The sequence below is a fragment of the Nocardioides sp. genome, assembly GCF_035697785.1.
Lineage (GTDB): Bacteria > Actinomycetota > Actinomycetes > Propionibacteriales > Nocardioidaceae > Nocardioides_B.
Genome location: NZ_DASSCL010000007.1, coordinates 1 through 20,144 on the forward strand (window position 1 = coordinate 1; position 20,144 = coordinate 20,144).

Annotated in this window: 22 protein-coding genes; 10 read left to right on the forward strand and 12 right to left on the reverse strand. The window is 71.9% G+C overall.

Annotated elements, in window-relative coordinates:
• Nucleotides 1-507: CoA-transferase (locus tag VFH10_RS00870; protein ID WP_325125059.1), on the forward strand; the 507-nt coding region annotated here is incomplete at its 5' end.
• Nucleotides 508-667: 160 nt separating this feature from the next.
• Here VFH10_RS00870 and VFH10_RS00875 read toward each other — a convergent pair.
• The 3 genes from VFH10_RS00875 to VFH10_RS00885 form a co-directional block, all read right to left on the reverse strand.
• Nucleotides 668-1,618, reverse strand: a complete 951-nt coding sequence (locus VFH10_RS00875; protein WP_325125061.1) for a type IV toxin-antitoxin system AbiEi family antitoxin domain-containing protein — start codon at nt 1,616-1,618, stop codon at nt 668-670.
• Nucleotides 1,619-1,749: 131 nt separating this feature from the next.
• A complete protein-coding gene (locus VFH10_RS00880) occupies nt 1,750-3,468 on the reverse strand; it encodes a flavin reductase (RefSeq protein WP_325125063.1) in 1,719 nt (572 codons plus the stop codon).
• Nucleotides 3,469-3,649: 181 nt separating this feature from the next.
• Complete coding sequence (locus VFH10_RS00885; protein WP_325125065.1) at nt 3,650-4,432, reverse strand: alpha/beta hydrolase; 783 nt, start codon at nt 4,430-4,432, stop codon at nt 3,650-3,652.
• A 46-nt stretch (nt 4,433-4,478) separates the two neighbouring features.
• Between VFH10_RS00885 and VFH10_RS00890 the strand changes: the two genes are divergently transcribed.
• From VFH10_RS00890 to VFH10_RS00905, 4 genes are read left to right on the forward strand one after another with little or no spacing between them, the layout of a single operon-like run.
• Complete coding sequence (locus VFH10_RS00890) at nt 4,479-4,643, forward strand: DUF4177 domain-containing protein (protein WP_325125067.1); 165 nt, start codon at nt 4,479-4,481, stop codon at nt 4,641-4,643.
• Nucleotides 4,640-5,110: a RidA family protein gene (locus VFH10_RS00895; RefSeq protein WP_325125069.1), complete on the forward strand. Its 471-nt coding sequence runs from the start codon at nt 4,640-4,642 to the stop codon at nt 5,108-5,110. Before VFH10_RS00890 ends, VFH10_RS00895 begins: the two co-directional genes overlap by 4 nt.
• A 6-nt stretch (nt 5,111-5,116) precedes the next feature.
• Entirely contained in the window at nt 5,117-5,995 is an 879-nt protein-coding gene (locus tag VFH10_RS00900) for an NUDIX hydrolase (protein ID WP_325125071.1), read from the forward strand.
• Entirely contained in the window at nt 5,992-6,792 is an 801-nt protein-coding gene (locus VFH10_RS00905; RefSeq protein ID WP_325125072.1) for an MBL fold metallo-hydrolase, read from the forward strand. Before VFH10_RS00900 ends, VFH10_RS00905 begins: the two co-directional genes overlap by 4 nt.
• Nucleotides 6,793-6,890: 98 nt before the next feature.
• On the opposite strand, the gene VFH10_RS00910 is transcribed toward VFH10_RS00905, so the two are convergent.
• Complete coding sequence (locus tag VFH10_RS00910; protein WP_325125074.1) at nt 6,891-7,568, reverse strand: Crp/Fnr family transcriptional regulator; 678 nt, start codon at nt 7,566-7,568, stop codon at nt 6,891-6,893.
• 120 nt (nt 7,569-7,688) lie between these two features.
• Between VFH10_RS00910 and nth the strand changes: the two genes are divergently transcribed.
• From nth to VFH10_RS00930, 4 genes are read left to right on the forward strand one after another with little or no spacing between them, the layout of a single operon-like run.
• On the forward strand, nt 7,689-8,405 hold the full coding sequence (nth, locus tag VFH10_RS00915) for an endonuclease III (protein ID WP_325125076.1): 717 nt from the start codon (nt 7,689-7,691) through the stop codon (nt 8,403-8,405).
• Complete coding sequence (locus tag VFH10_RS00920; protein ID WP_325125078.1) at nt 8,402-9,028, forward strand: TlpA disulfide reductase family protein; 627 nt, start codon at nt 8,402-8,404, stop codon at nt 9,026-9,028. The genes nth and VFH10_RS00920 overlap by 4 nt, the downstream gene beginning before the upstream one ends.
• Nucleotides 9,029-9,084: 56 nt before the next feature.
• On the forward strand, nt 9,085-9,822 hold the full coding sequence (locus VFH10_RS00925; protein ID WP_325125080.1) for a CoA pyrophosphatase: 738 nt from the start codon (nt 9,085-9,087) through the stop codon (nt 9,820-9,822).
• Nucleotides 9,819-10,991, forward strand: a complete 1,173-nt coding sequence (locus tag VFH10_RS00930; RefSeq protein ID WP_325125082.1) for a MarP family serine protease — start codon at nt 9,819-9,821, stop codon at nt 10,989-10,991. The genes VFH10_RS00925 and VFH10_RS00930 overlap by 4 nt, the downstream gene beginning before the upstream one ends.
• A 94-nt stretch (nt 10,992-11,085) precedes the next feature.
• Here the strand turns inward: VFH10_RS00930 and VFH10_RS00935 are convergent, their stop codons facing one another.
• Both VFH10_RS00935 and VFH10_RS00940 read right to left on the reverse strand, forming a co-directional pair.
• The gene (locus VFH10_RS00935) at nt 11,086-12,015 is read right to left on the reverse strand and encodes an alpha/beta hydrolase (protein WP_325125084.1); all 930 of its coding nucleotides are present in this window, start codon (nt 12,013-12,015) and stop codon (nt 11,086-11,088) included.
• A gap of 15 nt (nt 12,016-12,030) precedes the next feature.
• Entirely contained in the window at nt 12,031-12,459 is a 429-nt protein-coding gene (locus VFH10_RS00940; RefSeq protein WP_325125086.1) for a phage holin family protein, read from the reverse strand.
• A gap of 95 nt (nt 12,460-12,554) precedes the next feature.
• Between VFH10_RS00940 and VFH10_RS00945 the strand changes: the two genes are divergently transcribed.
• Nucleotides 12,555-12,971 (forward strand): hypothetical protein, encoded by a 417-nt coding sequence (locus tag VFH10_RS00945; protein ID WP_325125088.1) that lies wholly within the window; start codon nt 12,555-12,557, stop codon nt 12,969-12,971.
• 48 nt (nt 12,972-13,019) lie between these two features.
• Here VFH10_RS00945 and acs read toward each other — a convergent pair whose 3' ends face one another.
• From acs to VFH10_RS00975, 6 genes are all read right to left on the reverse strand, one after another.
• The gene (gene acs, locus VFH10_RS00950; RefSeq protein WP_325125090.1) at nt 13,020-14,993 is read right to left on the reverse strand and encodes an acetate--CoA ligase; all 1,974 of its coding nucleotides are present in this window, start codon (nt 14,991-14,993) and stop codon (nt 13,020-13,022) included.
• Nucleotides 14,994-15,129: 136 nt separating this feature from the next.
• Nucleotides 15,130-16,737 carry a cation acetate symporter gene (locus tag VFH10_RS00955; protein WP_325125092.1) on the reverse strand — a complete coding sequence of 536 codons (1,608 nt, stop codon included), beginning with the start codon at nt 16,735-16,737 and terminating at the stop codon, nt 15,130-15,132.
• Entirely contained in the window at nt 16,734-17,087 is a 354-nt protein-coding gene (locus VFH10_RS00960; RefSeq protein WP_325125094.1) for a DUF485 domain-containing protein, read from the reverse strand. Before VFH10_RS00960 ends, VFH10_RS00955 begins: the two co-directional genes overlap by 4 nt.
• 374 nt (nt 17,088-17,461) lie before the next feature.
• A complete protein-coding gene (locus VFH10_RS00965) occupies nt 17,462-18,991 on the reverse strand; it encodes a cation acetate symporter (RefSeq protein ID WP_325125096.1) in 1,530 nt (509 codons plus the stop codon).
• A 1-nt stretch (nt 18,992) separates the two neighbouring features.
• Nucleotides 18,993-19,376, reverse strand: coding sequence for a DUF485 domain-containing protein (locus VFH10_RS00970; RefSeq protein WP_325125098.1), 384 nt, complete (start codon nt 19,374-19,376; stop codon nt 18,993-18,995).
• On the reverse strand, nt 19,373-20,140 hold the full coding sequence (locus VFH10_RS00975) for a LytTR family DNA-binding domain-containing protein (protein WP_325125100.1): 768 nt from the start codon (nt 20,138-20,140) through the stop codon (nt 19,373-19,375). Before VFH10_RS00975 ends, VFH10_RS00970 begins: the two co-directional genes overlap by 4 nt.
• Nucleotides 20,141-20,144 lie beyond the last annotated feature (4 nt).

Here is a 20,144-nt window from a genome sequence, read left to right on the forward strand (position 1 = left end):
GCGTACCCGACCGAGGATGCGGTGGACCCGGACCTGATCAACGCCGGCAAGGAGACGGTGACGCTGCGCAAGGGCGCGTCGTTCTTCGACTCCGCGACCAGCTTCGGGATGATCCGCGGCGGCAAGATCGACGCCGCGATCTTGGGCGCGATGCAGGTCTCCGCGCACGGCGACATCGCGAACTGGATGATCCCGGGCAAGATGGTCAAGGGCATGGGCGGCGCGATGGACCTGGTGCACGGCGCCAAGAAGGTGATCGTGCTGATGGAGCACGTCGCCAAGGACGGCTCGCACAAGATCCTGACCGAGTGCGACCTGCCCTACACCGGCCGCGGCGTGGTGCAGCGGATCATCACCGACCTCGCCGTCATCGACGTGATCGACCCCGAGACCGGTGAACCCGCCGCCCCCGGCACCCACGGCGAACGCGCCCTCAAGCTCGTCGAGCTCGCCCCCGACGTCACCGAGGACGAGGTCCGTAAGAAGACCGAACCGACCCTTCTCTGACAGCGAGACCGCCGAGGAGTCAGATGTTCAGGCCTCTCGGCGGTGTGTCGGTGCACGAGTGACCCCTCGCCGGGGAGGTTGCGGTGGTCTGTCGGTCGGTGAGGCAGGTGCACCGCCACGGTGACCGGGGTGTGGTCCGGTCGCGATGCGGGGTCTTCGCTCAGGCGGTACGACGCAACCGCCGCTCGGCGTGCGCGACGCCGGCCCGGAACATCTCGACGGCCCGCCCCGGGTGCCGGAACACCTCGTCGGCGCCGACCACGTCGATGATCCAACCGCGCTCGTCGCGCAGCCAGGCACGACGCCGCCGGTCGCGGACGCGCTGGGCCGGCGAGCTGTGCCAGGCGAGACCGTCGTACTCCGCGGCGTACCGGATCTCCGGCAGCCCGAGGTCGAGCCGGTAGGCCTCCCAGCCGTCGTCGTCGGTCACCGGGATCTGCAGGACGGGCGGGGGCAGGCCCGCATCGAGCCACAGCAGCCGCATCACGGACTCGGCCGGCGACTCCGCCCGCCAGTCGGCCAGCGGTGCCAGGGTGCGCAGCCGGACCACGCCGCGGAATCCCTTGAAGCGCCCGACCTCGCGCAGCATCTCCTCGCGGGTGAAGTCGCGGGTGCGCAACATCGCATCGAGGGCGGCGATGCCGCGCGCACGGGACCGCGTGCGGGCCAGGTCGAGCCCGGTGCGCAGTGCCGTCGTGGCCCGGACACCGTGCAGGTGCTCGACATCCCGCGGCAGCAGCAGGCGGCGACCGCCGTCCGCGCCGGGCTTGCGCACCCGGGTGCGTTCGAGCGGCTGCACGATCGACAGCGGTGGCGGGATCACGTGGTCGCCCCGGGCGACCAGGTCGACTCCGCGCAGCCAGGCGGCGCACTCGTCGGTGACCACGGCGGTGGGAGGTACGACGAGGGACAGGGCCCGGGCCCGGAGCAGCAGGTCGTCCTCGGTGGCCGCGTCGACGTACACGCCGCGGAACACGCGTCGCAGCACGCCTTCCCGGGTGAGCCGGTAGAGCTGGGTCCGGGTGACGCCGTGGTGGAGCGCCTGGGCCGCGGTGAACGGTGCGCCGAGGGGCAGCCGGCCGTAGGCGACGAGGGGGAGCATCGAGTCCATGGCGGCACGATGCCGCGGCCGGGCGGCGCGTGCGGGTTGTCCACAGGCGCGGTTTCGGCGAGGGGTCAGCTGTGCAGCGACACGCCGGCCACGAGGCTGATTACCTGACTCCTCGGCGGACAGAGTCAGGGTCAGAGGTCGGGGTGCTTGGTGGCGAGGTGGTAGAAGCCGGAGTGGAAGACGAGCGGCTCGCCGCCGGGGGCGTCGTAGCTCTCGATCTCGCCGAGGAACACGACGTGGTCGCCGGCGTCCACGCGCCCGCGCTCGCCCGGCAGCCGGCGGCAGACGAAGTGCGCGACGGTGCCCTCGAGCAGCGGCGGGCCGTCGCCTGGGAGCAGGCGCACCCCGTCGAACTTGTCGGGACCGGAGGTGGAGAACTGCCGGGACAGGTGGTGCTGGTCGGAGGCGAGCACGTTGACCGCGAACCGCTCGGCCGCCTCGAACGCCCGCAGGCTGGGCGAGGACCTGGCGGCGGCCCACAGCACCAGCGGCGGGTTCAGCGAGACCGAGGTGAACGAGTTCGCCGTCATCGCGTAGTACCCGCCGTCGACCTCGGTGGTGACGACGGTGACGCCGGTGGCGTACTGACCGAGCGCCCGGCGCAGGTCGCGGGTGTCGAACGGCCCGGCCGCGGCGGCGCGCTGCTCGTCGAGGAACGTCCGGGCGGCCGCCGCGTCGTACCACCAGGGGTCGAAGAGCCGGGCGTCGTCGAAGCCGGCGGCGATGCGTTCGGCGACCCCGGGCACGGTCGTGGCGGCGAGCAGCGCCTGGCGCTGGTGCGGGGCCGGCGGTCGCAGCCAGTCGTTGGTCCACCTGGTCGCGAAGTGCGCCCAGCCGCGCCAGAAGTTCGCGAACGTTCGCTCCATCCAGCCGGCGTCGAACGCGCCGCGATGGGTGGTGATCGCGTCGAGGTAGAACGCCGCGGACTTGATCGCGTTGTTGGACCCCTGGCTGGTGAGCGCGTCGTTGAGCACGACGACGTCGGCCATGCCCAGCGCGTGCGCGCCCGACGGGAGGGTGCCGACCGGGTGGCGTACGACGGGGGTGAAACGGCCGCGCAGCGTCGAGCCGGGATCGACGAGCTCCGCCCGCCCGAGCCGCTCCGCCTCGCCGGGGAAGTGCTCGGCCAGCACGGTCCGCAGCCGGGACAGGTGGTCGTCGGGCGACGCGACGTCGGCCCAGACGTCGAGCGGGCCACCCGGGACGCCGGTCACCACGACGATGTCGCACGGGCCGTCGACGGTGAGCGCGGGACAGGTGAAGCACTCGCCCACGCCTTCGACGAGGTGGTACCGGAAGCGCGTGTCGCTCGACCCGCCGCGCAGGTAGGTGAGGGCCGCGGTGCGTTGCGGCTCGGCGTACGGCGACCGGTCCTGGTCGACCGGGAACAGGTCGACGAGCCCGCCGCGTCCGGTCGACACCACGACCAGGTCATGGCTCGCGGCGAGCTCCTCGACGTCGTCGACACCGGCGCTGCGGACCACCACCTTGCCGCCGAGCCGTTCGACCGCCTCGAGCAGGGCGGGCACCTTCACGCGGAGGTCGACCGAGCGCGCCGCCGCCGGCAGGGGTACGTCGAACGCGGCGGACGTCCCGTCGCCGAAGCGCACGTCGAACGCCATCCGCTCGATCCGCGGTGCCGGTGGCAGCAGCGCCGGGATGCCGAACGCCGCCTCGACCTCGAGCGCCGACTCGAACGTCACCTGGCTCGACATCACCGAGCCGCCCCGGATCTCCTCGGCGGTCCGGTCCGTCATCAGCGTGACCGTGCAGCCGTGCTGGAGCAGGCCGAGCGCCAGCGTCGTACCGGCGGGACCGGCTCCGACGATCGCGACACTCGGGCTGCTCACGGCACCAGCGTCTCACCCACCCGCGCCACTGGGGGTTGACCGTCCGGCCGGGGCCACGGGCGAGGAGTCACTCGTGCAGCGACACACCGCCCACGAGGCTGAAGAGCTGACCCCTCGCCGGAGCTGTCCGGGCGTCGGCGACCATGAGGCGGTCGCCGAACGGGACCTCCGTCGTCATGGGTCAGCCGTCGCCCTGGCCGGTGATCGCGACGAGCACCTGCGGCCACACCTGCGACGTCGGGTCGATGACGTCGAAGTGGTCCGCGTCGAGGACCCGCAGCTCCACATGCGGGTGCCGGTCGGCGAGAGCGCGGCTCTGCGACAGCGGTACGACGTCGTCGCGGCTGCCGTGCAGGATGACCAGCCCGGCCGTGCGCGGTGTGGTGTCGAGCAGGCGCATCGGGTCTGCGTCGGCGTACGCCTCGGGGACCTCCTCCGGCGAGCCGCCGAGGAGGGCCTGGGTGGCGCCGTCGCCGAGGCGCTCGCGGGCGGCCGCCCGCAGGTCGGCGACCGGGGCGAGCGCCACCACCCGGTCGCAACGGTGGTCGAGCTCGTCGAGACCCGCCAGCCAGAGCGCCAGGTGGCCGCCCGCGGAGTGCCCGACCACCGTCGTGGTGGTGGTCGCGACGCCGAGCCCGGTGAGCAGCCCGGGCAGGCTTGTGAGCGCGGCGGCGAGGTCGTCTCCGGTGGCCGGCCACCCGCCGCGGCCGCCCACCCGGCGGTACTCCGGCGCGGCGACGACACAGCCGGCGTCGACCAGCGCGCGCGCCATCGGACGGATGTGTCGGCGGTCGTACTCCTGCTTCCAGAAGCCGCCGTGGACCAGCACCACCAACGGCCGCGGCAACGCTCGTGCGGGCAGGTGCAGCTCGACCACGCCGTCCTCGTGGTCGGCGTACCGCAGCACCGCGTCCGGCATCGCCGCCGCGCGGGTCAGCACGTCCTGGGACGGCGGAGGGGTCACGGGGGACACCGTAGTGCCCGGCGGCGCGTGCCCTAAGGTCAACCGCATGAGCGAGACGACCAAGTGGGAGTACCTCACCGCCCCGGTGCTGGTGCACGCGACCAAGCAGATCCTCGACAACTTCGGCCAGGACGGGTGGGAGCTCGTGCAGGTCGTCCCGGGCATGAACCCGGAGAACCTGGTGGCCTACTTCAAGCGGCCGGCCCAGTGAACAGCACCGGCAGCACGCCCGAGGAGCGCCTCGCGTCGTTGGGGCTCAGCGTCCCCGACGTCGCCAAGCCGGTCGCGGCGTACATCCCGGCGCTCCGCACCGGCAACTACGTCTTCACCTCCGGCCAGCTGCCGATGCGCGACGGGCAGCTGATCACCACCGGCAAGGTCGGCGGCGACGTGAGCCCCGAGGAGGCGGTCGAGTGTGCCCGCCTTTGCGCGCTGAACGCGATTGCCGCGGTCCGCGCCGTGATCGGCGACCTGTCCCAGGTCAAGCGGATCGTCAAGGTGGTCGCGTTCGTCGCCTCCACCCCCGACTTCACCGGCCAGCCGGGCGTCGCCAACGGTGCGTCCGAGCTGTTCGGCGACGTGTTCGGCGAGGCGGGCCAGCACGCCCGCTCGGCCGTCGGCGTACCCGTCCTCCCCCTGGACGCGCCGGTCGAGGTCGAGCTCATCGTCGAGGTCTAGGCCCCGATGGACCCGGCCACCCGGCTTCCCGACCACCTGGTCGAGGACGCGCTGGCCTTCGAAGGCGGCGAGCGCACCCCGGTCGAGCCGAAGCACGCGTCGACGGTCGTGCTGATGCGTGCCGGGTCGGGCGGTCCCGGCTCGCTCGAGGTCTACCTGCTGCGACGGCACGTCGACATGGCGTTCGCGGCGGGCATGTGCGTGTTCCCCGGCGGCGGCGTGGACCCGCGCGACTTCGACCACGCGATCGGCTGGGCGGGGCCGTCCCCGGCCCAGTGGGCGGGCCTGATGGGAGTCGACGAGGCGCGCGCCCGGGCGCTGGTGTGTGCGGCCGTGCGGGAGACGTTCGAGGAGTCCGGCGTCCTCCTCGCGGGGCCTTCCGCCGGCGAGGTCGTCGCGGACACCACGGGTGCCGACTGGGAGGCGGACCGGATCGCTCTGGAGTCGCGCGAGACGTCGTTCACCGACTTCCTGTCACGGCGCGGGCTGGTGCTGCGCACCGACCTGCTCCGGCTGTGGGGCTCGTGGGTGACGCCCGCCTTCGAGCCGCGGCGCTACGACACCCAGTTCTTCCTGGCCCGGCTTCCCGAGGGGCAGGTGACCCGCGACGTGTCCACCGAGTCCGACCGGGTGCTGTGGTCGCCGGTGCGCGAGGCGATCCGGATGGTCGACCGCGGCGAGATGTTCATGCTGCCTCCGACGTACATCACCTGCGCGGAGCTGTTCGAGTACGACGACGTCGGGGCCGCGCTCGCGGCCGCCGAGCACCGTGACCTCACGCCGGTCCGGCCCGCAGCGGTGCGCGACGGCGACGCGGTCTACCTGTCGATGCCCGAACAACTCGTCCAGGTCGGCCGCGACGTGTCCGCGCGGATCCGGGGATGACGGCGGAGATGAGCTGGTCCGGAGGCGCGTTCGGCGACCGTGCGCGGTGCGTGCTCGCGCCGAACCCGGACATCATGACGCTCGACGGCACCAACACCTGGGTGCTCCGCGAGCCGGGCGCGCGACGGTCGATCGTGGTCGACCCAGGGCCGGAGATGCTCGAGCACCTCGACGCGGTCGCGGAGGCGGCCGGTGACGTCGCGGTCGTCCTGCTCACCCACGGCCACCTCGACCACGCCGAGGCGGCCCGGCCGTTCGCCGAGCGGATGCGCTGCGGCGTACGCGCTCTCGACCCCGGGCACCGGCTCGGCGAGGAGGGCCTCGTGGACGGTGACGTGGTCGTCGTCGACGGCCTGGAGGTGCACGTGGTCGGCACGCCCGGCCACACGTCCGACTCGCTGTCGTTCTTGCTGCCGCAGGAGCGGGCCGTGCTCACCGGCGACACCGTGCTCGGCCGGGGCACGACGGTGGTCGCGCACCCCGACGGCAAGCTCGGCGCCTACCTCGGGTCGCTCGAGCGGCTGCACGCGCTGGCCGAGGCGCGCGAGGTGACCGAGGTGTGGCCCGGTCACGGCCCGGTCATCACCGACGCGCTCGCCGCCCTCGACTTCTACCTCGCGCACCGCCAGGAACGCCTCGCCCAGGTCCGCGACGCGCTGGCGTCGGTGGAGGACCGGGCCGCGGACGACGTCGCACGCCAGGTGGTGGAACGGGTGTACGTCGACGTGGACCCCGTGCTGTGGGGTGCCGCGGAGCTGAGTGTGCGCGCCCAGATCGAGTACCTGCGCGGGGGGTGAATTACCACGGGACCGTGGTAATCCCCCGCTTCCCGGTGTGAACTCTCCGCGGGGAGCGGCCAATTACCACGGTCCCGTGGTATTTGGCCCCAGGGGCCTCAGCGGGCCCGACGCGACAGCCGCTCGATGTCCATGATCACCACGGAGCGCGGCTCGAGGCGGACCCAGCCGCGCGACGCGAAGTCCGCAAGCGCCTTGTTGACGGTCTCGCGGGAGGCACCGACGAGCTGGGCGAGCTCCTCCTGCGTCAGGTCGTGGTGCACGTGCACGCCGTCGTCGGCGGTGCGGCCGAACCGGTCCGCGAGGTCGAGCAGCGCCTTGGCGACCCGGCCGGGCACGTCGGAGAACACCAGGTCGGCGACCACGTCGTTGGCCTTGCGCAGCCGGCCGGCGAGCTGCGCGAGCAGGCCGCGCGCGACGGCGGGTCGGCCCTCGAGCCAGCGGAGCAGGTCCTCGTGGGACAGCGAGGAGAACGTCGTGTCGGTCACGGCGGTGACCGTGGCCGAGCGCGGGCCGGGGTCGAAGAGCGACAGCTCGCCGAACATCTGGCCCGGGCCGAGGATCGCCAGCAGGTTCTCGCGCCCGTCGGAGGAGGTCCGGCCGAGCTTCACCTTGCCGTCCGTGACGACGTACAGCTTGTCGCCCTCGTCACCCTCGTGGAACAGCACCTCGCCGCGACGCAGCCGGGTGTCGGCCATCGACGCACGCAGGGCGGTGGCGGCCTCGTCGTCGAGTGCGCTGAACAGGGGCGCCTGACGCAGCACGTCGTTGTCCACGGGTGGTCCTCCTCGTCGACGCCACGCCGGATGCGGGGCGGTTGTGCAGGTCACAGTCTGTCGTATACCCGCTCGGATGGCGAAGAAGCCCGTGTCGGCACGGCCTCGTACTCTGGCCTCGTGCCCGCCACCCCCGCCCTCCCGCGCCCCGCCACGTCTCTCGTCCGCCGGGCGCGCAAGATCGACCGGGTGCTCGCCGAGACCTACCCCGACGCCCGGTGTGAGCTCGATTTCGACAACCCCTTCGAGCTGCTGGTCGTCACCGTGCTCTCCGCCCAGACGACCGACAAGCGCGTCAACGCCGTGCGGCCGACCCTGTTCGCGGCCTATCCCGACGCGCACGCGATGGCCGCCGCCGAGCGCGAGAAGCTCGAGCAGATCATCCAGCCCACCGGGTTCTTCCGCGCCAAGACCGAGTCGCTGCTCAAGCTCTCGCAGGCACTCGTGGAGCGGTACGACGGCGAGGTGCCGGCCCGGCTCGAGGACCTCGTGACCCTGCCCGGGGTCGGCCGCAAGACGGCGAACGTCGTGCTGGGCAACGCGTTCGGCATCCCCGGCATCACCGTCGACACCCACTTCGGCCGGTTGGCGCGACGGTTCGGGTTCACCGAGGAGACCGACCCGGTGAAGGCCGAGCACGAGGTCGGCATGCTGTTCCCCCGCAAGGACTGGGTGCTGCTCTCCCACCACCTGATCTGGCACGGCCGGCGCGTGTGCCACGCCCGCAACCCGGCCTGCGGCGCCTGCCCGGTCGCGCGCTGGTGCCCGGCGTACGGCGAGGGGCCGACCGACCCGGTCAAGGCCGCCAAGCTGGTGCGCACCGAGGGCCGCGCATGATCCGAGCCCTCGCCACCGCGGGGTGCGTCGCGCTGCTGGCCGGCTGCTCGGTCGGCGTACCCCCGGTGGACGACGACCGCGCCGGCACGTCACCGCCTCGGAGCAACGTCGACGTCGACACCCCCGAGCTGCGCGAGGCCAAGGCCGTGGCCGGGATCGAGCCGTGCCGGCCCGGACCGGCCACCAGCCCCCCACCTAGCGACCCGCTGCCGGACGTCACGCTGCCGTGCCTCGGCGGCGGCCCGGCCGTCGAGCTGAGCGACCTGCGCGGCCCGGTGGTGGTCAACCTGTTCGCGCAGTGGTGCGAGCCCTGCCGCGACGAGCTGCCGTACTACCAGCGGCTCCACGAGGAGGGCGGCGACGACGTCAGCGTGCTGGGCATCGACTACCTCGACACCCAGCCCGAGGGGGCGATCGAGCTCGCGAGGGCGACCGGTGTCACCTTCCCCCTGCTCGCCGACCCCGACGGGGCCCTGCGCTCCGAGCTCCGGGTCCGCGGGCTGCCCGGTGTGGTCCTCGTCGACGCCGACGGCCAGGTCGCCCACGTCGAGTACACCGTGATGCGTTCCTACCGGCAGCTCACCGAGCTCGTCACCGAGCAGCTCGGCGTCACCGTCAGTTGAACCCGCCGCACGGCCGCAGACGTCTTGCGTCAGACACACTAGGTACCCTCGATCGCGTGTCCGAGAGTGCGCCAGGCGAGCCATCCGCCCTGCCTGCCTGGCTGGAGCCGGTACGTCGGGCCGCTCGGGAGATCACCCCTGAAGAGCTGACCCGGTTCGTGCCGCCCGAGGACGCGGAGGCCCGCGAGGGGGCGGTGCTGATGCTCTTCGGAGAGGGTCCCGCCGGCCCCGACCTGCTGCTCACCGAGCGCGCCCACGACATGCGCTCGCACCCGGGCCAGGTGTCGTTCCCCGGCGGCTCGTCCGACCTCGAGGACCCGGGGCCCGAGGCCACGGCGCTGCGCGAGGCGCAGGAGGAGACCGGCCTGGATCCGGCCGGGGTCGACGTGTTCGCCACGCTGCCGCGGCTGTGGCTCCCGCCGAGCAACTTCGCGGTCACCCCGGTGCTCGGCTGGTGGCACACCGCCTCGCGGGTCTCGGTCGTCGACCCGCGCGAGGTGCACACCGTCCTGCGCGTGCCCATCGACGAGCTCCTGGACCCCCAGCACCGGGTCACGGTCCGACACCCGTCGGGCTGGCGCGGTCCGGCGTTCCTCATCGGCGACGACAAGGACCTGATCCTCTGGGGGTTCACCGCCGGCATCATCTCGAGGCTGTTCGACTTCCTGGGCTGGACGCGCGAATGGGACGAGGACGTCATGCGCGACCTCCCCGACCACATGCTGGTGGCCACCCGTGAGCCGGGCGCCGCGCCGCCCCCAAGCGCGCGCTTCGATGAGCGGGGTGGCCGGTGAACTTCCTCGACTGGTTCCTGGTCGTGCTGGTGCTGGCGTACGCCGTCTCCGGCTACTGGCAGGGCTTCATCTCCGGCGCGTTCGCGACCGCGGGCCTGCTCCTCGGCGGGCTGCTCGGCATCCTGGTCGCGCCCAGACTCCTCGGTGACGCCGCGCCCGCCCTGTGGGTGTCGCTGGCCGCGCTCTTCGTGGTCCTGGTCTGCGCGTCGTTCGGCCAGGCCCTGCTGCAGTTCGCGGGCGCGCGGATCCGCGACCGGATCACCTGGCAGCCGGTCCGCGCCCTCGACGCGGTCGGCGGGGCGGCGCTCAGCATGGTGGCCGTGCTGGTCGTCTCGTGGGCGCTCGGCGTCGCGGTATCCGGCGCCAAGCTGCCGTGGGTGAGCACGCAGGTCCGCGAGTCGACCGTGCTCGGCCGGGTCGACGACATGATGCCGACGCGGGCCGTGAGCGCCCTGGACTCCTTCAACGATGTGGTGGGCTCCAGCTTCTTCCCGCGCTACCTCGAGCCGTTCGCGCCCGAGCGGATCATCGAGGTCGGCCCACCGCCCGGGAAGATCGCCCGGGACGCCGACGTACAACGCGCCGCGGCCAGCGTGCTCAAGGTGCGCGGTGAGAACTCCTGCAACCGTGGCGTCGAGGGCACCGGGTTCCTGTACTCGCCGACCCGGGTGATGACCAACGCCCACGTGGTCGCCGGTGTCGACGAGCCGAGCGTCCTCGTCGGCGAGACCGAGATACCCGCCCGGGTCGTCTACTACAACGAGGACCTCGACATCGCGGTGCTCGCGGTCGACAACGTCGGTCGCCCGTTCCTCCGCTTCGACACCGAGGGCAGCGAACGACAGGCCGGCGCGGTGCTCGGGTACCCCCAGGACGGGCCGTACGACGTCCAGTCCGCCCGGATCCGCAGCCAGCAACGGCTGCGCAGCCCCGACATCTACGGCGAGGGCACCGTGATCCGCGAGGTGTACTCGCTCCGCGCCCTGGTCCGCCCCGGCAACTCCGGCGGGCCTATGGTCTCGCGCGACGGGGACGTCCTCGGCGTGATCTTCGCGGCCTCCGTCACCGACGACGACACCGGCTACGCGCTGACCGCCGAGCAGGTGCAGCGCAGTGCCGCGCAGGGCGCCACCTCCGGCGTCACCGTCGACACCGGCCGCTGCGCCTGACCCCCCACCACCGGAACACCCGGATACGACGCGACGTACTTGTCGTGATCGGGCGTGGAAAACAGCAATCCTGTCGCGTCGTATCGGGAGGGGGTCAGAGGTTGTCGAGCCACCGGACCAGCAGGCCGCTGAACGTGGCCGGGGCCTCCTCGGGCGGGAAGTGCCCGACTCCCCGCAGCACGTGCTCGGTCAGCGGCCCGGAGACATGACGGCGGGTGGCCCGCATCGCCCCCCGCGGCAGCGCCGGGTCGTCGGCCCCGTAGACGGCCAGCACCGGCTGGGTCACCGGAGCACGCATCGCCCGGTCGAACGCGCGCCCGTCGCCCCGCACCCGCGACCGCACCAGCCAGCGGTGGTACTCCAGCGCGCAGTGCGAGGACGGCCAGACGCCGATCGCCGACTGGTAGGTCTCCACGGAGGCCGCGTCCGGGAACGCCGATGCCGGGGACGACCACGCCTCCAGGTGAGCGCCGACGTACCCGCGCCGGGCGTCCGCGAGCCGCCGCTCCGGGAGGTACGGCACCTGGCTCGCGAGCACGTGCCGCAGCGCCGCCGCGCCCGGCTGCCGGCGCAGCCCGCTGAGCATCGCGGCCGGATGCGGGGCTGCGGCCACCGCCAGCGCGGACACCTCGCGAGCCCGGTACGTCGCGGTCGCCCACGCGACGTACCCGCCCCAGCCGTGCCCGACCAGCACCGCGCTGCGCCTCCCGAGCGCCTTGACCACGCCGGAGACGTCCTGCGTGAGCGTCACCGGGTCGTAGCCGTTGGGGGTCTTGTCGGAGCCGCCGTAGCCGCGCAGGTCCATCGCGACGCCGTGGTAGCCGGCCGCGGCCAGCGCCGGCAGCTGGTCGCGCCAGCACCACCAGTGCTCCGGGAACCCGTGGAGGAGTACGACGAGCGGGGCGTCGGCGTCGCCGGACGCAGGAGCCGACTCGACGACGTGGAACCGCGCACCGTTCGCGGCGACGTACCGGTGGCTCCACGGCCCCGCGATCTCGACCGCGCGGTCACCAGGACGCGCCACGGCCGGCTCTCTCGGTCAGGAGCGCTTGAGGAGGGACTTCGCCTCCTGCGCCTGGTGGATCGCGCGCTCCGGTGCCTTCACTCGCTTGACCTTCTGCATGCCGAGGAAGCCGAGGAGGGCCGCGACCAGCAGGTAGACGCCGAACACGATCAGGAAGCTCCAGGCCAGGTGCAGCCCGGTCATGGAGACGAAGTAGGCGAGCGCGACCGAGAACATGATGATCGCGAGCAGGGCGATGAACGCCGCGCCGGCGAACAGCCCGGCGCCGGTGCCGCCGGCCTTGATGCTGACCTTGAGCTCGGACTTGGCCAGCGCGATCTCGTTGCGGACCAGGCTGGACATGTCGCGGCTGGCGTCGGCGAACAGCTTGCCGATCGTCGGGTCCTCCGGGGAGGGCACAGCGGGTTTGCGGTGGCGGGCCGGTTCGGGTGCGTTGCTCGTCATCGGGTCTCCCTTCCCGGGCGACCCTACCGGTGCGCCGCGCCGATCCGCTGCCGCGGCACGGAACCCGTCCGGGGGTGTGCTTCGTTGGACTCCTCATGCGGCTGCCACGCCAGGACCCGCCGTGGCCGGTGCTGGTCTACCACCAGCTCCGGGGCGACGACGACGACCGCTACCGGCGGGCGCGGCTGCGCGAGCTCGCGGCCGGCCTGCCGGGCGACGTCGTCGGGTCGTACGTCGACCGGCCGGGTGAACGCAGCCGGTGGCAGCAGTACCTCAACGCGCTGTGGCGCTGGCCCGGACCGCACCGCGTCGTGCTGACCTTCGACCTCGAGGACGTCGGAGTCGGCGCGCCGGACGGTCGCTTCGAGACCGCGCTGCAGGTGTGGGAGCAGACCGGCGGAGGGGTGGGCGTCACCACCCGCCTGGTCCTGGAGCTCGACGACCCCACGGGAGAGGACGCGACGATGCTGACCGCACTGCACGCCCAGCGCTGCCGCGAGCAGCACGGCTAGGGCGGAGCTGCGCCGCCCCGGACGCCACCGCTCACCCCGCCGCTGGCGTCACTCCTCCGTGCCGCTGGTGCTTTCCAGGTTCTTCGAGATGAGGTCCATGACCGTCGAGTCGGCCAGCGTGGTGACGTCGCCGACCTGGCGGTGCTCGGCGACGTCCTTGAGCAGGCGACGCATGATCTTGCCCGAGCGGGTCTTGGGCAGCTCGGGCACGACCATGATCTGTCGCGGCTTGGCGATCGCGCCGATCTCGTGGGCCACGTGCTTGCGCAGCTCCTCGACGATGTCGGACCCGCCGTCGCCGGCCTCCTCCCGCAGGATCACGAAGGCGCACACGGCCTGTCCGGTCGTCTCGTCGGCGGCGCCCACGACGGCGGCCTCGGCGACCTTTGGGTGCGAGACCAGCGCGGACTCGATCTCGGTGGTGGAGAGCCGGTGGCCGGAGACGTTCATGACGTCGTCCACGCGCCCGAGCAGCCAGATGTCGCCGTCCTCGTCCTTCTTCGCGCCGTCACCGGCGAAGTAGTAGCCCTGGCTCTTGAACCGCGACCAGTAGGTGTCCTTGTACCGCTCGTCGTCGCCCCACAGCGTGCGGAGCATCGCGGGCCACGGCTCGGTGAGCACCAGGTAGCCCCCGGACCCGTTGGGGACCGGCGCGCCCTCGTCGTTGACCACCTCGGCGCCGACGCCCGGGATCGGGGTCATCGCGGAGCCGGGCTTGCCGTGCGTCACGCCCGGCAGCGGGCTGATCATGATCATGCCGGTCTCGGTCTGCCACCAGGTGTCGACGACCGGGACGTTGTTGCCGCCGATGTGCTCGCGGTACCAGATGTAGGCCTCGGGGTTGATCGGCTCCCCGACCGAGCCCAGCACCCGCACGCTCGACAGGTCGAACTTCGCGGGGATCTCGTTGCCCCACTTCATGAACGTCCGGATCGCGGTCGGCGCGGTGTAGAAGATCGTCACTCCGTACTTCGCGATGATCTCCCACCAGCGTCCCTTGTGCGGGGTGTCCGGCGTGCCTTCGTACATCACCGAGGTGGCGCCGTTGGCGAGCGGGCCGTAGACGATGTAGCTGTGGCCGGTGACCCAGCCGATGTCGGCGGTGCACCAGTAGACGTCGTTGTCGGGCTTGAGGTCGAAGATCGCCCAGTGCGTGTACGCCGTGCCGACCAGGTAGCCGCCGGTGGTGTGCAGGATGCCCTTGGGCTTGCCGGTGGTGCCCGACGTGTACATCACGTACAGCGGGTGCTCGCTGTCGAAGGACTCCGGTCGGTGCTCGGTGGACGCGCCGTCCACGACGTCGTGCCACCACACGTCGCGGGAGTCGTCCCAGTCGACGTCCTGGCCGGTGCGGCGTACGACGACGACCTTGCGGACCACATCGCCGGACTTGGTGACCGCCTCGTCCACGGCCGGCTTCAACGCCGACGGGGCGCCGCGCCGGTAGCCGCCGTCGGCGGTGACCACGACGTGCGCATCGCAGTCGGTGATCCGGCTGGCCAGGGCGTCGGCCGAGAAGCCGCCGAAGACGACCGTGTGCGGGGCGCCGATCCGGGCGCAGGCCAGCATCGTGAAGACCAGTTCCGGGATCATCGGCATGTAGATCGCGACCCGGTCGCCCTTGCCGACGCCGAGGTCGGTCAGGGCGTTGGCCGCCTTGCAGACCTCGTCCTTGAGCCGGGCGTAGGTGATGGTGCGGGTGTCGTCCTCGGGCTCACCCACCCAGTGCAACGCGACCTTGTCACCCTTGCCCGCCGCCACGTGCCGGTCGACGCAGTTGACCGAGGCGTTCAGGCTGCCGCCCACGAACCACTTCGCGAACGGCGGGTCGTCCCAGTCGAGCACGCGGTCCCACTTCTGGTCCCAGTCGAGGCGCTCGGCCTGCTCGGCCCAGAAGCCGAGGCGGTCGTCGTCAGCCCTGGCGTACCAGTCCTCGGTCGCGTTGGCGTTGGCGGCGAGGGCATCCGGCGGCGCGAACCGACGCTCCTCGTGCAGCAGGTTGGACAGGGTCTCGTCGCTCACGAAAACTCTCCTCGGCGTCGTCAGGTGTGTCTGGTCTGGCCGGTTGGTTCGCAACCTACCCGTCGACCGGTGCCCGCACGACCCTCCCGTGGGGCGGCGGAGGGTGCGCGCGGGCACCGGTGCGGGTGTTCCTCGATCAGTGCGTCGTCACCACACCCTCGGCGCCCGCACCGGTCAGCGACCGGACCTCGAGCTCGGTGTACGCCGCTGCGGCCTCCGGCTCGTTGGACGTCACGGTGCCGAGCCAGCCGAAGAAGAAGCCGGCCGGGATCGAGATGATGCCGGGGTTGCTCAGCGGGAACCACGACCAGTCGTGGTTCACGAACAATGCCGTCTCCGACCCGGAGACCACCGGCGACGAGGCCACGAGCACCAGGCAGGTGACCAGTCCGCCGTAGATGGCCCACGTCGCGCCGCGGGTGTTGAACTTCCGCCAGAACAGGTTGTAGATGATCGACGGCAGGTTGGCCGACGCCGCCACCGCGAACGCCAGGGCCACCAGGAACGCGATGTTCAGCTTCTGCGCCGGGATTGCCAGGGCGATGGCGATGCCGCCGATCACGAACGCCGCGATCTTCGCGACCCGCACCTCGTCCTTCTCCGACGCGGTCCCCTTCTTGAAGACGTTGGCATAGAGGTCGTGCGCGACGGATGACGCCGACGTGAGGGTCAGGCCTGCGACCACCGCGAGGATGGTGGCGAAGGCTACGGCCGAGATCAGCGCCAGGAGCACGGCGCCGCCGGTCGAACCGGCACCGCCTCCGACTGCCTCGGCGAGCAGCGGCGAGGCCAGGTTGCCGCCGCTGGTGGCGACGGCGCTCTCCGGGCCGGTGTCGAGCAGCGCGGCCGCACCGAAGCCCAGCGCCAGCGTCATCAGGTAGAAGGCGCCGATGAGGGTGATCGCCCACAGCACCGAGGTTCTCGCGTCCTTGGCGGTCGGGACCGTGTAGAAGCGGATCAGGATGTGCGGCAGTCCGGCCGTCCCGAGCACGAGAGCCAGCGAGAGGCTGATGAAGTCGATCTTGCTGGTCATGTCGATGCCGTACTTCAGCCCGGGGTTCAAGAAGGCCTCGCCCTTGCCAGTGTTGTCGGCGGCCGCACCGAGCAGCTCGGAGAGGTTGAAGTTGAACTGGGCCAGCACGAGCACGGTGATCAAGATGGTGCCCGCCATCAGCAGCACTGCCTTGACGATCTGCACCCAGGTGGTGCCCTTCATGCCGCCGACGGTGACGTAGAAGATCATCAGCAGGCCGACGCCCACGATCGTCAGCGCCTTCAGGGTCTCGCTGTCGACGCCGAGCAGCAGTGCCACCAGGGCACCCGCGCCGACCATCTGCGCGAGCAGGTAGAAGATCGAGACCACGACGGTCGACGTCGCGGCCGCGGTCCGCACCGGCCGCTGCTGCATCCGGTAGGCGAGCTGGTCTGCCATCGTGTAGCGGCCGCTGTTGCGGAGCAGCTCGGCGACGAGCAGCAACGCGACCAGCCAGGCGACGAGGAACCCGATCGAGTACAGGAAGCCGTCGTACCCGCTGAGCGCGATGGCGCCGGAGATGCCGAGGAACGACGCCGCGGACATGTAGTCACCGGAGATGGCGAGACCGTTCTGCACGCCGCTGAACGAGCGCCCGCCGGCGTAGTAGTCGGTGGCGCCGTGGGTCTGCCGGCTCGCCCAGAAGGTGATCCCGACGGTGACGAGGACGACGAGGACGAACAGGACTGCGGTGAGGGTTTCGCTGCTCATCGTCCGACCTCCTGGTTGTAGCGCAGCTCGAGTCGACGGGCCAACGGATCGAGGGCCTTGCCCGCGTGCCGGGAGTACAGCCAGGCGATGAGGAACGTCGACGCGAACTGGAGCAGTCCGAAGACCAGCGCGACGTTGATGTTGCCGACGAGGCGGATGCTCATGAAGTCCGTGGCGAAGATCGAGAGGACGACGTAGAGCAGGTACCAGACGAGGAAGGCGACGGTCCAGGGGATGGCGAAGGCGCGGTAGCGCGTTCTCAGCTCTTTGAAGTCGTCGGTCGCGGACAGCTCCTCATAGATCGCGTGTCCGGAAGTCTGATGCGGTTGCTGGTGGTTGGTGTCACTCACGGGCTTCACCTCGAGGGGTATCGGGCCGGTGACGCCCACCGGCCGGTCCAGCTGTGATCGCTGTCACCGTAGGAAGGTGGCTTCTTTCCGAGTACCCCGTGAGTCAGAAGGTTCGCCCAGCGGCGACTGAGTTTGCGACGACCGGCATGCCCCGCACGATGAACGGTCGCCGCGGTGCGTCCGACGCGGTCCGTCCGCCCACCGGGCCCGTCGCTGCGGCGGCGCGTCGGCCGGACGCTTCCTGCCGAGGGAACCTGGGCGGCGACCGCCGCGGCCAAGCCGCTTGACGCTCCCGGGCCCGGCAGTCGGCCGACCCGCGTCGGCCAATCCCGTGGTCGGGACGCAACCCGGGGGTCGAGCCCGTCGAGACCTGGCTACAACGGCCAGGGGCCGCGGTCGAGCTCGACGGCCTCAGGGGTGTGCAGCCTGACCATGGTGCGGCTGACATGGCGGGGCAGCCGGTGCTGGGTGGCGAGGGAGACCAGGGTCATGGTGAGAAACGTGAGCGGCACGGTGACCGCCGCTGGCTGGGTGAGGATCGCGCCGGCCCAGCCGCTGGGGGTGACTGCGAGCAGGGTCGCGACCACGGCACCGCCGGACAGCAGGCCGCCGACCAGCAGACCGGCGATCGCACCGGCGTCGGTGAGCCGTCGCCACCAGATGCCGAGCACGAGCAGGGGGCAGAAGGTGGAGGCCGCGACCGCGAAGGCCAGGCCGACCGCCCGGGCCACGCCGACGCCTTCGGCGGCGACCGCGAGCAGGAGAGGAACAGCGACCGCGACCACTGCGGCGGCCTGGAACGCACGCACACCGCGGAAGCGACGGCCCATCACGTCCTGGCTGATCACGCCGGCCACCGCGATGGTGAGTCCGGACGACGTGGAGAGGAACGCCGCGTACGCGCCGGCAGCCGTGAGGGCGGAGAGCAGCTCGCCACCGAGACCGCCGACCATCCGCGCCGGGAGCTCCAGCACGACGGTGTCGGTGGCCCCGGAGGCGATCAGGTCGGGCGTGTACAGCCGCCCGAGCGCGCCGTACAGCGGTGGCAGCAGGTAGAAGACGCCGAGCAGCGCGAGCACGATCAGCGTCGTGCGGCGGGCGGTGCGGCCGTCGGGGTTGGTGTAGAAGCGCACCACCACGTGCGGAAGCCCCATCGTGCCGAGGAAGGTGGCGATGATGATGGAGTACGTCGTGAACAGCGGATGCTCGCTCGCCGATGTCAGCGGCGACGACCACAGGTCGCCCGGGACGCCGCCGGAAACCACCGAGGGGTCGGCCGGCGACGTGGCGCCGTCGCCGACCCACACCGACAGCAGGAACATCGCGGGGATGAGCAGCGCGGTGAGCTTGAGCCAGTACTGGAACGCCTGCACGAACGTGATGCTGCGCATCCCGCCGAAGAACACGTTGACCAGCACCACCGCGCCGACGACTGCGCCGCCGACCCACGGCTCGGTGCCGGCGACCGTGCCGAGCGAGAGTCCGGCGCCCTGGAACTGGGGCATCAGGTAGAGCCAGCCGATGCCGACGACGAGCAGCGACGAGAGGCGGCGCACCGACCGGGACTCCAACCGTGCCTCGGCGAAGTCGGGGAGGGTGTAGGCGCCGGACCGTCGCAGCGGGGCGGCCACCAGCACCAGGAGGATGAGGTAGCCGGCGGTCCAACCGACCGGGTACCACAGCATGTCGGTGCCGAAGGCGAGCGCGAGCCCGGCGACGCCGAGGAAGGACGCCGCGGAGAGGTACTCGCCGCCGATCGCCGACGCGTTCAGGGCCGGCCGCACCGAGCGGGATGCCACGAAGAAGTCGCTTGTCGTGCGCGAGAACCGCCAGCCGTAGGCGCCGATGCCGAGGGTCGCGAGCGCGACGAACGTCACCGCTATCAGGCCATACGTCGAGTTCACGTCAGGACCGTTCGACCACGTCGGTGAAGTCCTGCTCGGTGCGCTCGGCCGCGCGCACGTAGAGCCAGCCCAGCAGGAACAGGAACGGGTAGACGGCGAAGGCCAGCAGCACCCACGACAGCGGCATGCCGAGCACGTGGGTGTCCATCAGGTCGGGGAAGACCCGGAACGCCAGCGGCAGGCCACCGATGAACACCACGACGGCTCCGATGACGAGCGCCGCGAGACGGAGCTGGGCCCGCAGCAGGGAGGTCATGTAGATCTCCCCGAGCTGGGTCTGCGCGTCGATCTCGGACGTGCCGGTGACACGGCGGCGCACCGCCCCCGTGCGCGGGCTGGTGACTCGCACCCGCCGCGGCGGCTCCTGGCTCCCCGTCGGGGTCATGTCTTCGCCGCGCCCCCGGGGCGCGCCCTGCGCACCAGGAGGTCACGCAGCTCGCGGGTGTGTCGTCGGCTGACCGCGAGCTCCTCGTCGCCGACGACGACGGTGCAGCGTCCCGAGTCGATGCGCACCTCGACCACGTGCGGCAGCGCGACGAGCAGCGACCGGTGGATCCGTACGAAGCCGGCCTCGCGCCACTGCTCCTCGAGCGTGGTGAGCGGGCTGCGGATCAGGTGGCTCCCGTGGGCCGTGTGCAGACGCGCGTAGTCGCCGTGCGCCTCGACGTACTGCACCTCGGACCGGGGGATGAACCTGGTGACCCCGCCGAGCTCGACCGGGATCTGGTCCGCGGCGACCTGCGAGTCGCCGCCGTGGAACTCGCAGACCCGGCGCACCGCCTCGGCCAGCCGATCCTCGCGCACCGGCTTGAGCACGTAGTCGACCGCGTTGAGCTCGAACGCGTCGACGGCGTGGTCGTCGTGGGCGGTGATGAACACGACCGGCGGCGGGGCCTTGAACCGGGAGAGCACGCGGGCCAGCTCCAGGCCGGTGAGCCCCGGCATCCGGATGTCGGTGAAGACCGCGTCGACGCCGCCCTCCTGCAGCACCCGCAGCGCCTCGGCCGCATTGTCCGTGGTGGTGACCCGGCCGATGCGAGTGTCGCGGCGCAGCAGCCAGGCCAGCTCGTCGAGCGCTGGCCGCTCGTCGTCGACGACGAGCACGCGCAGGCTGTCGGCGGAGGGGGCGGTCGAGACCCTGCTGCTCATCAGG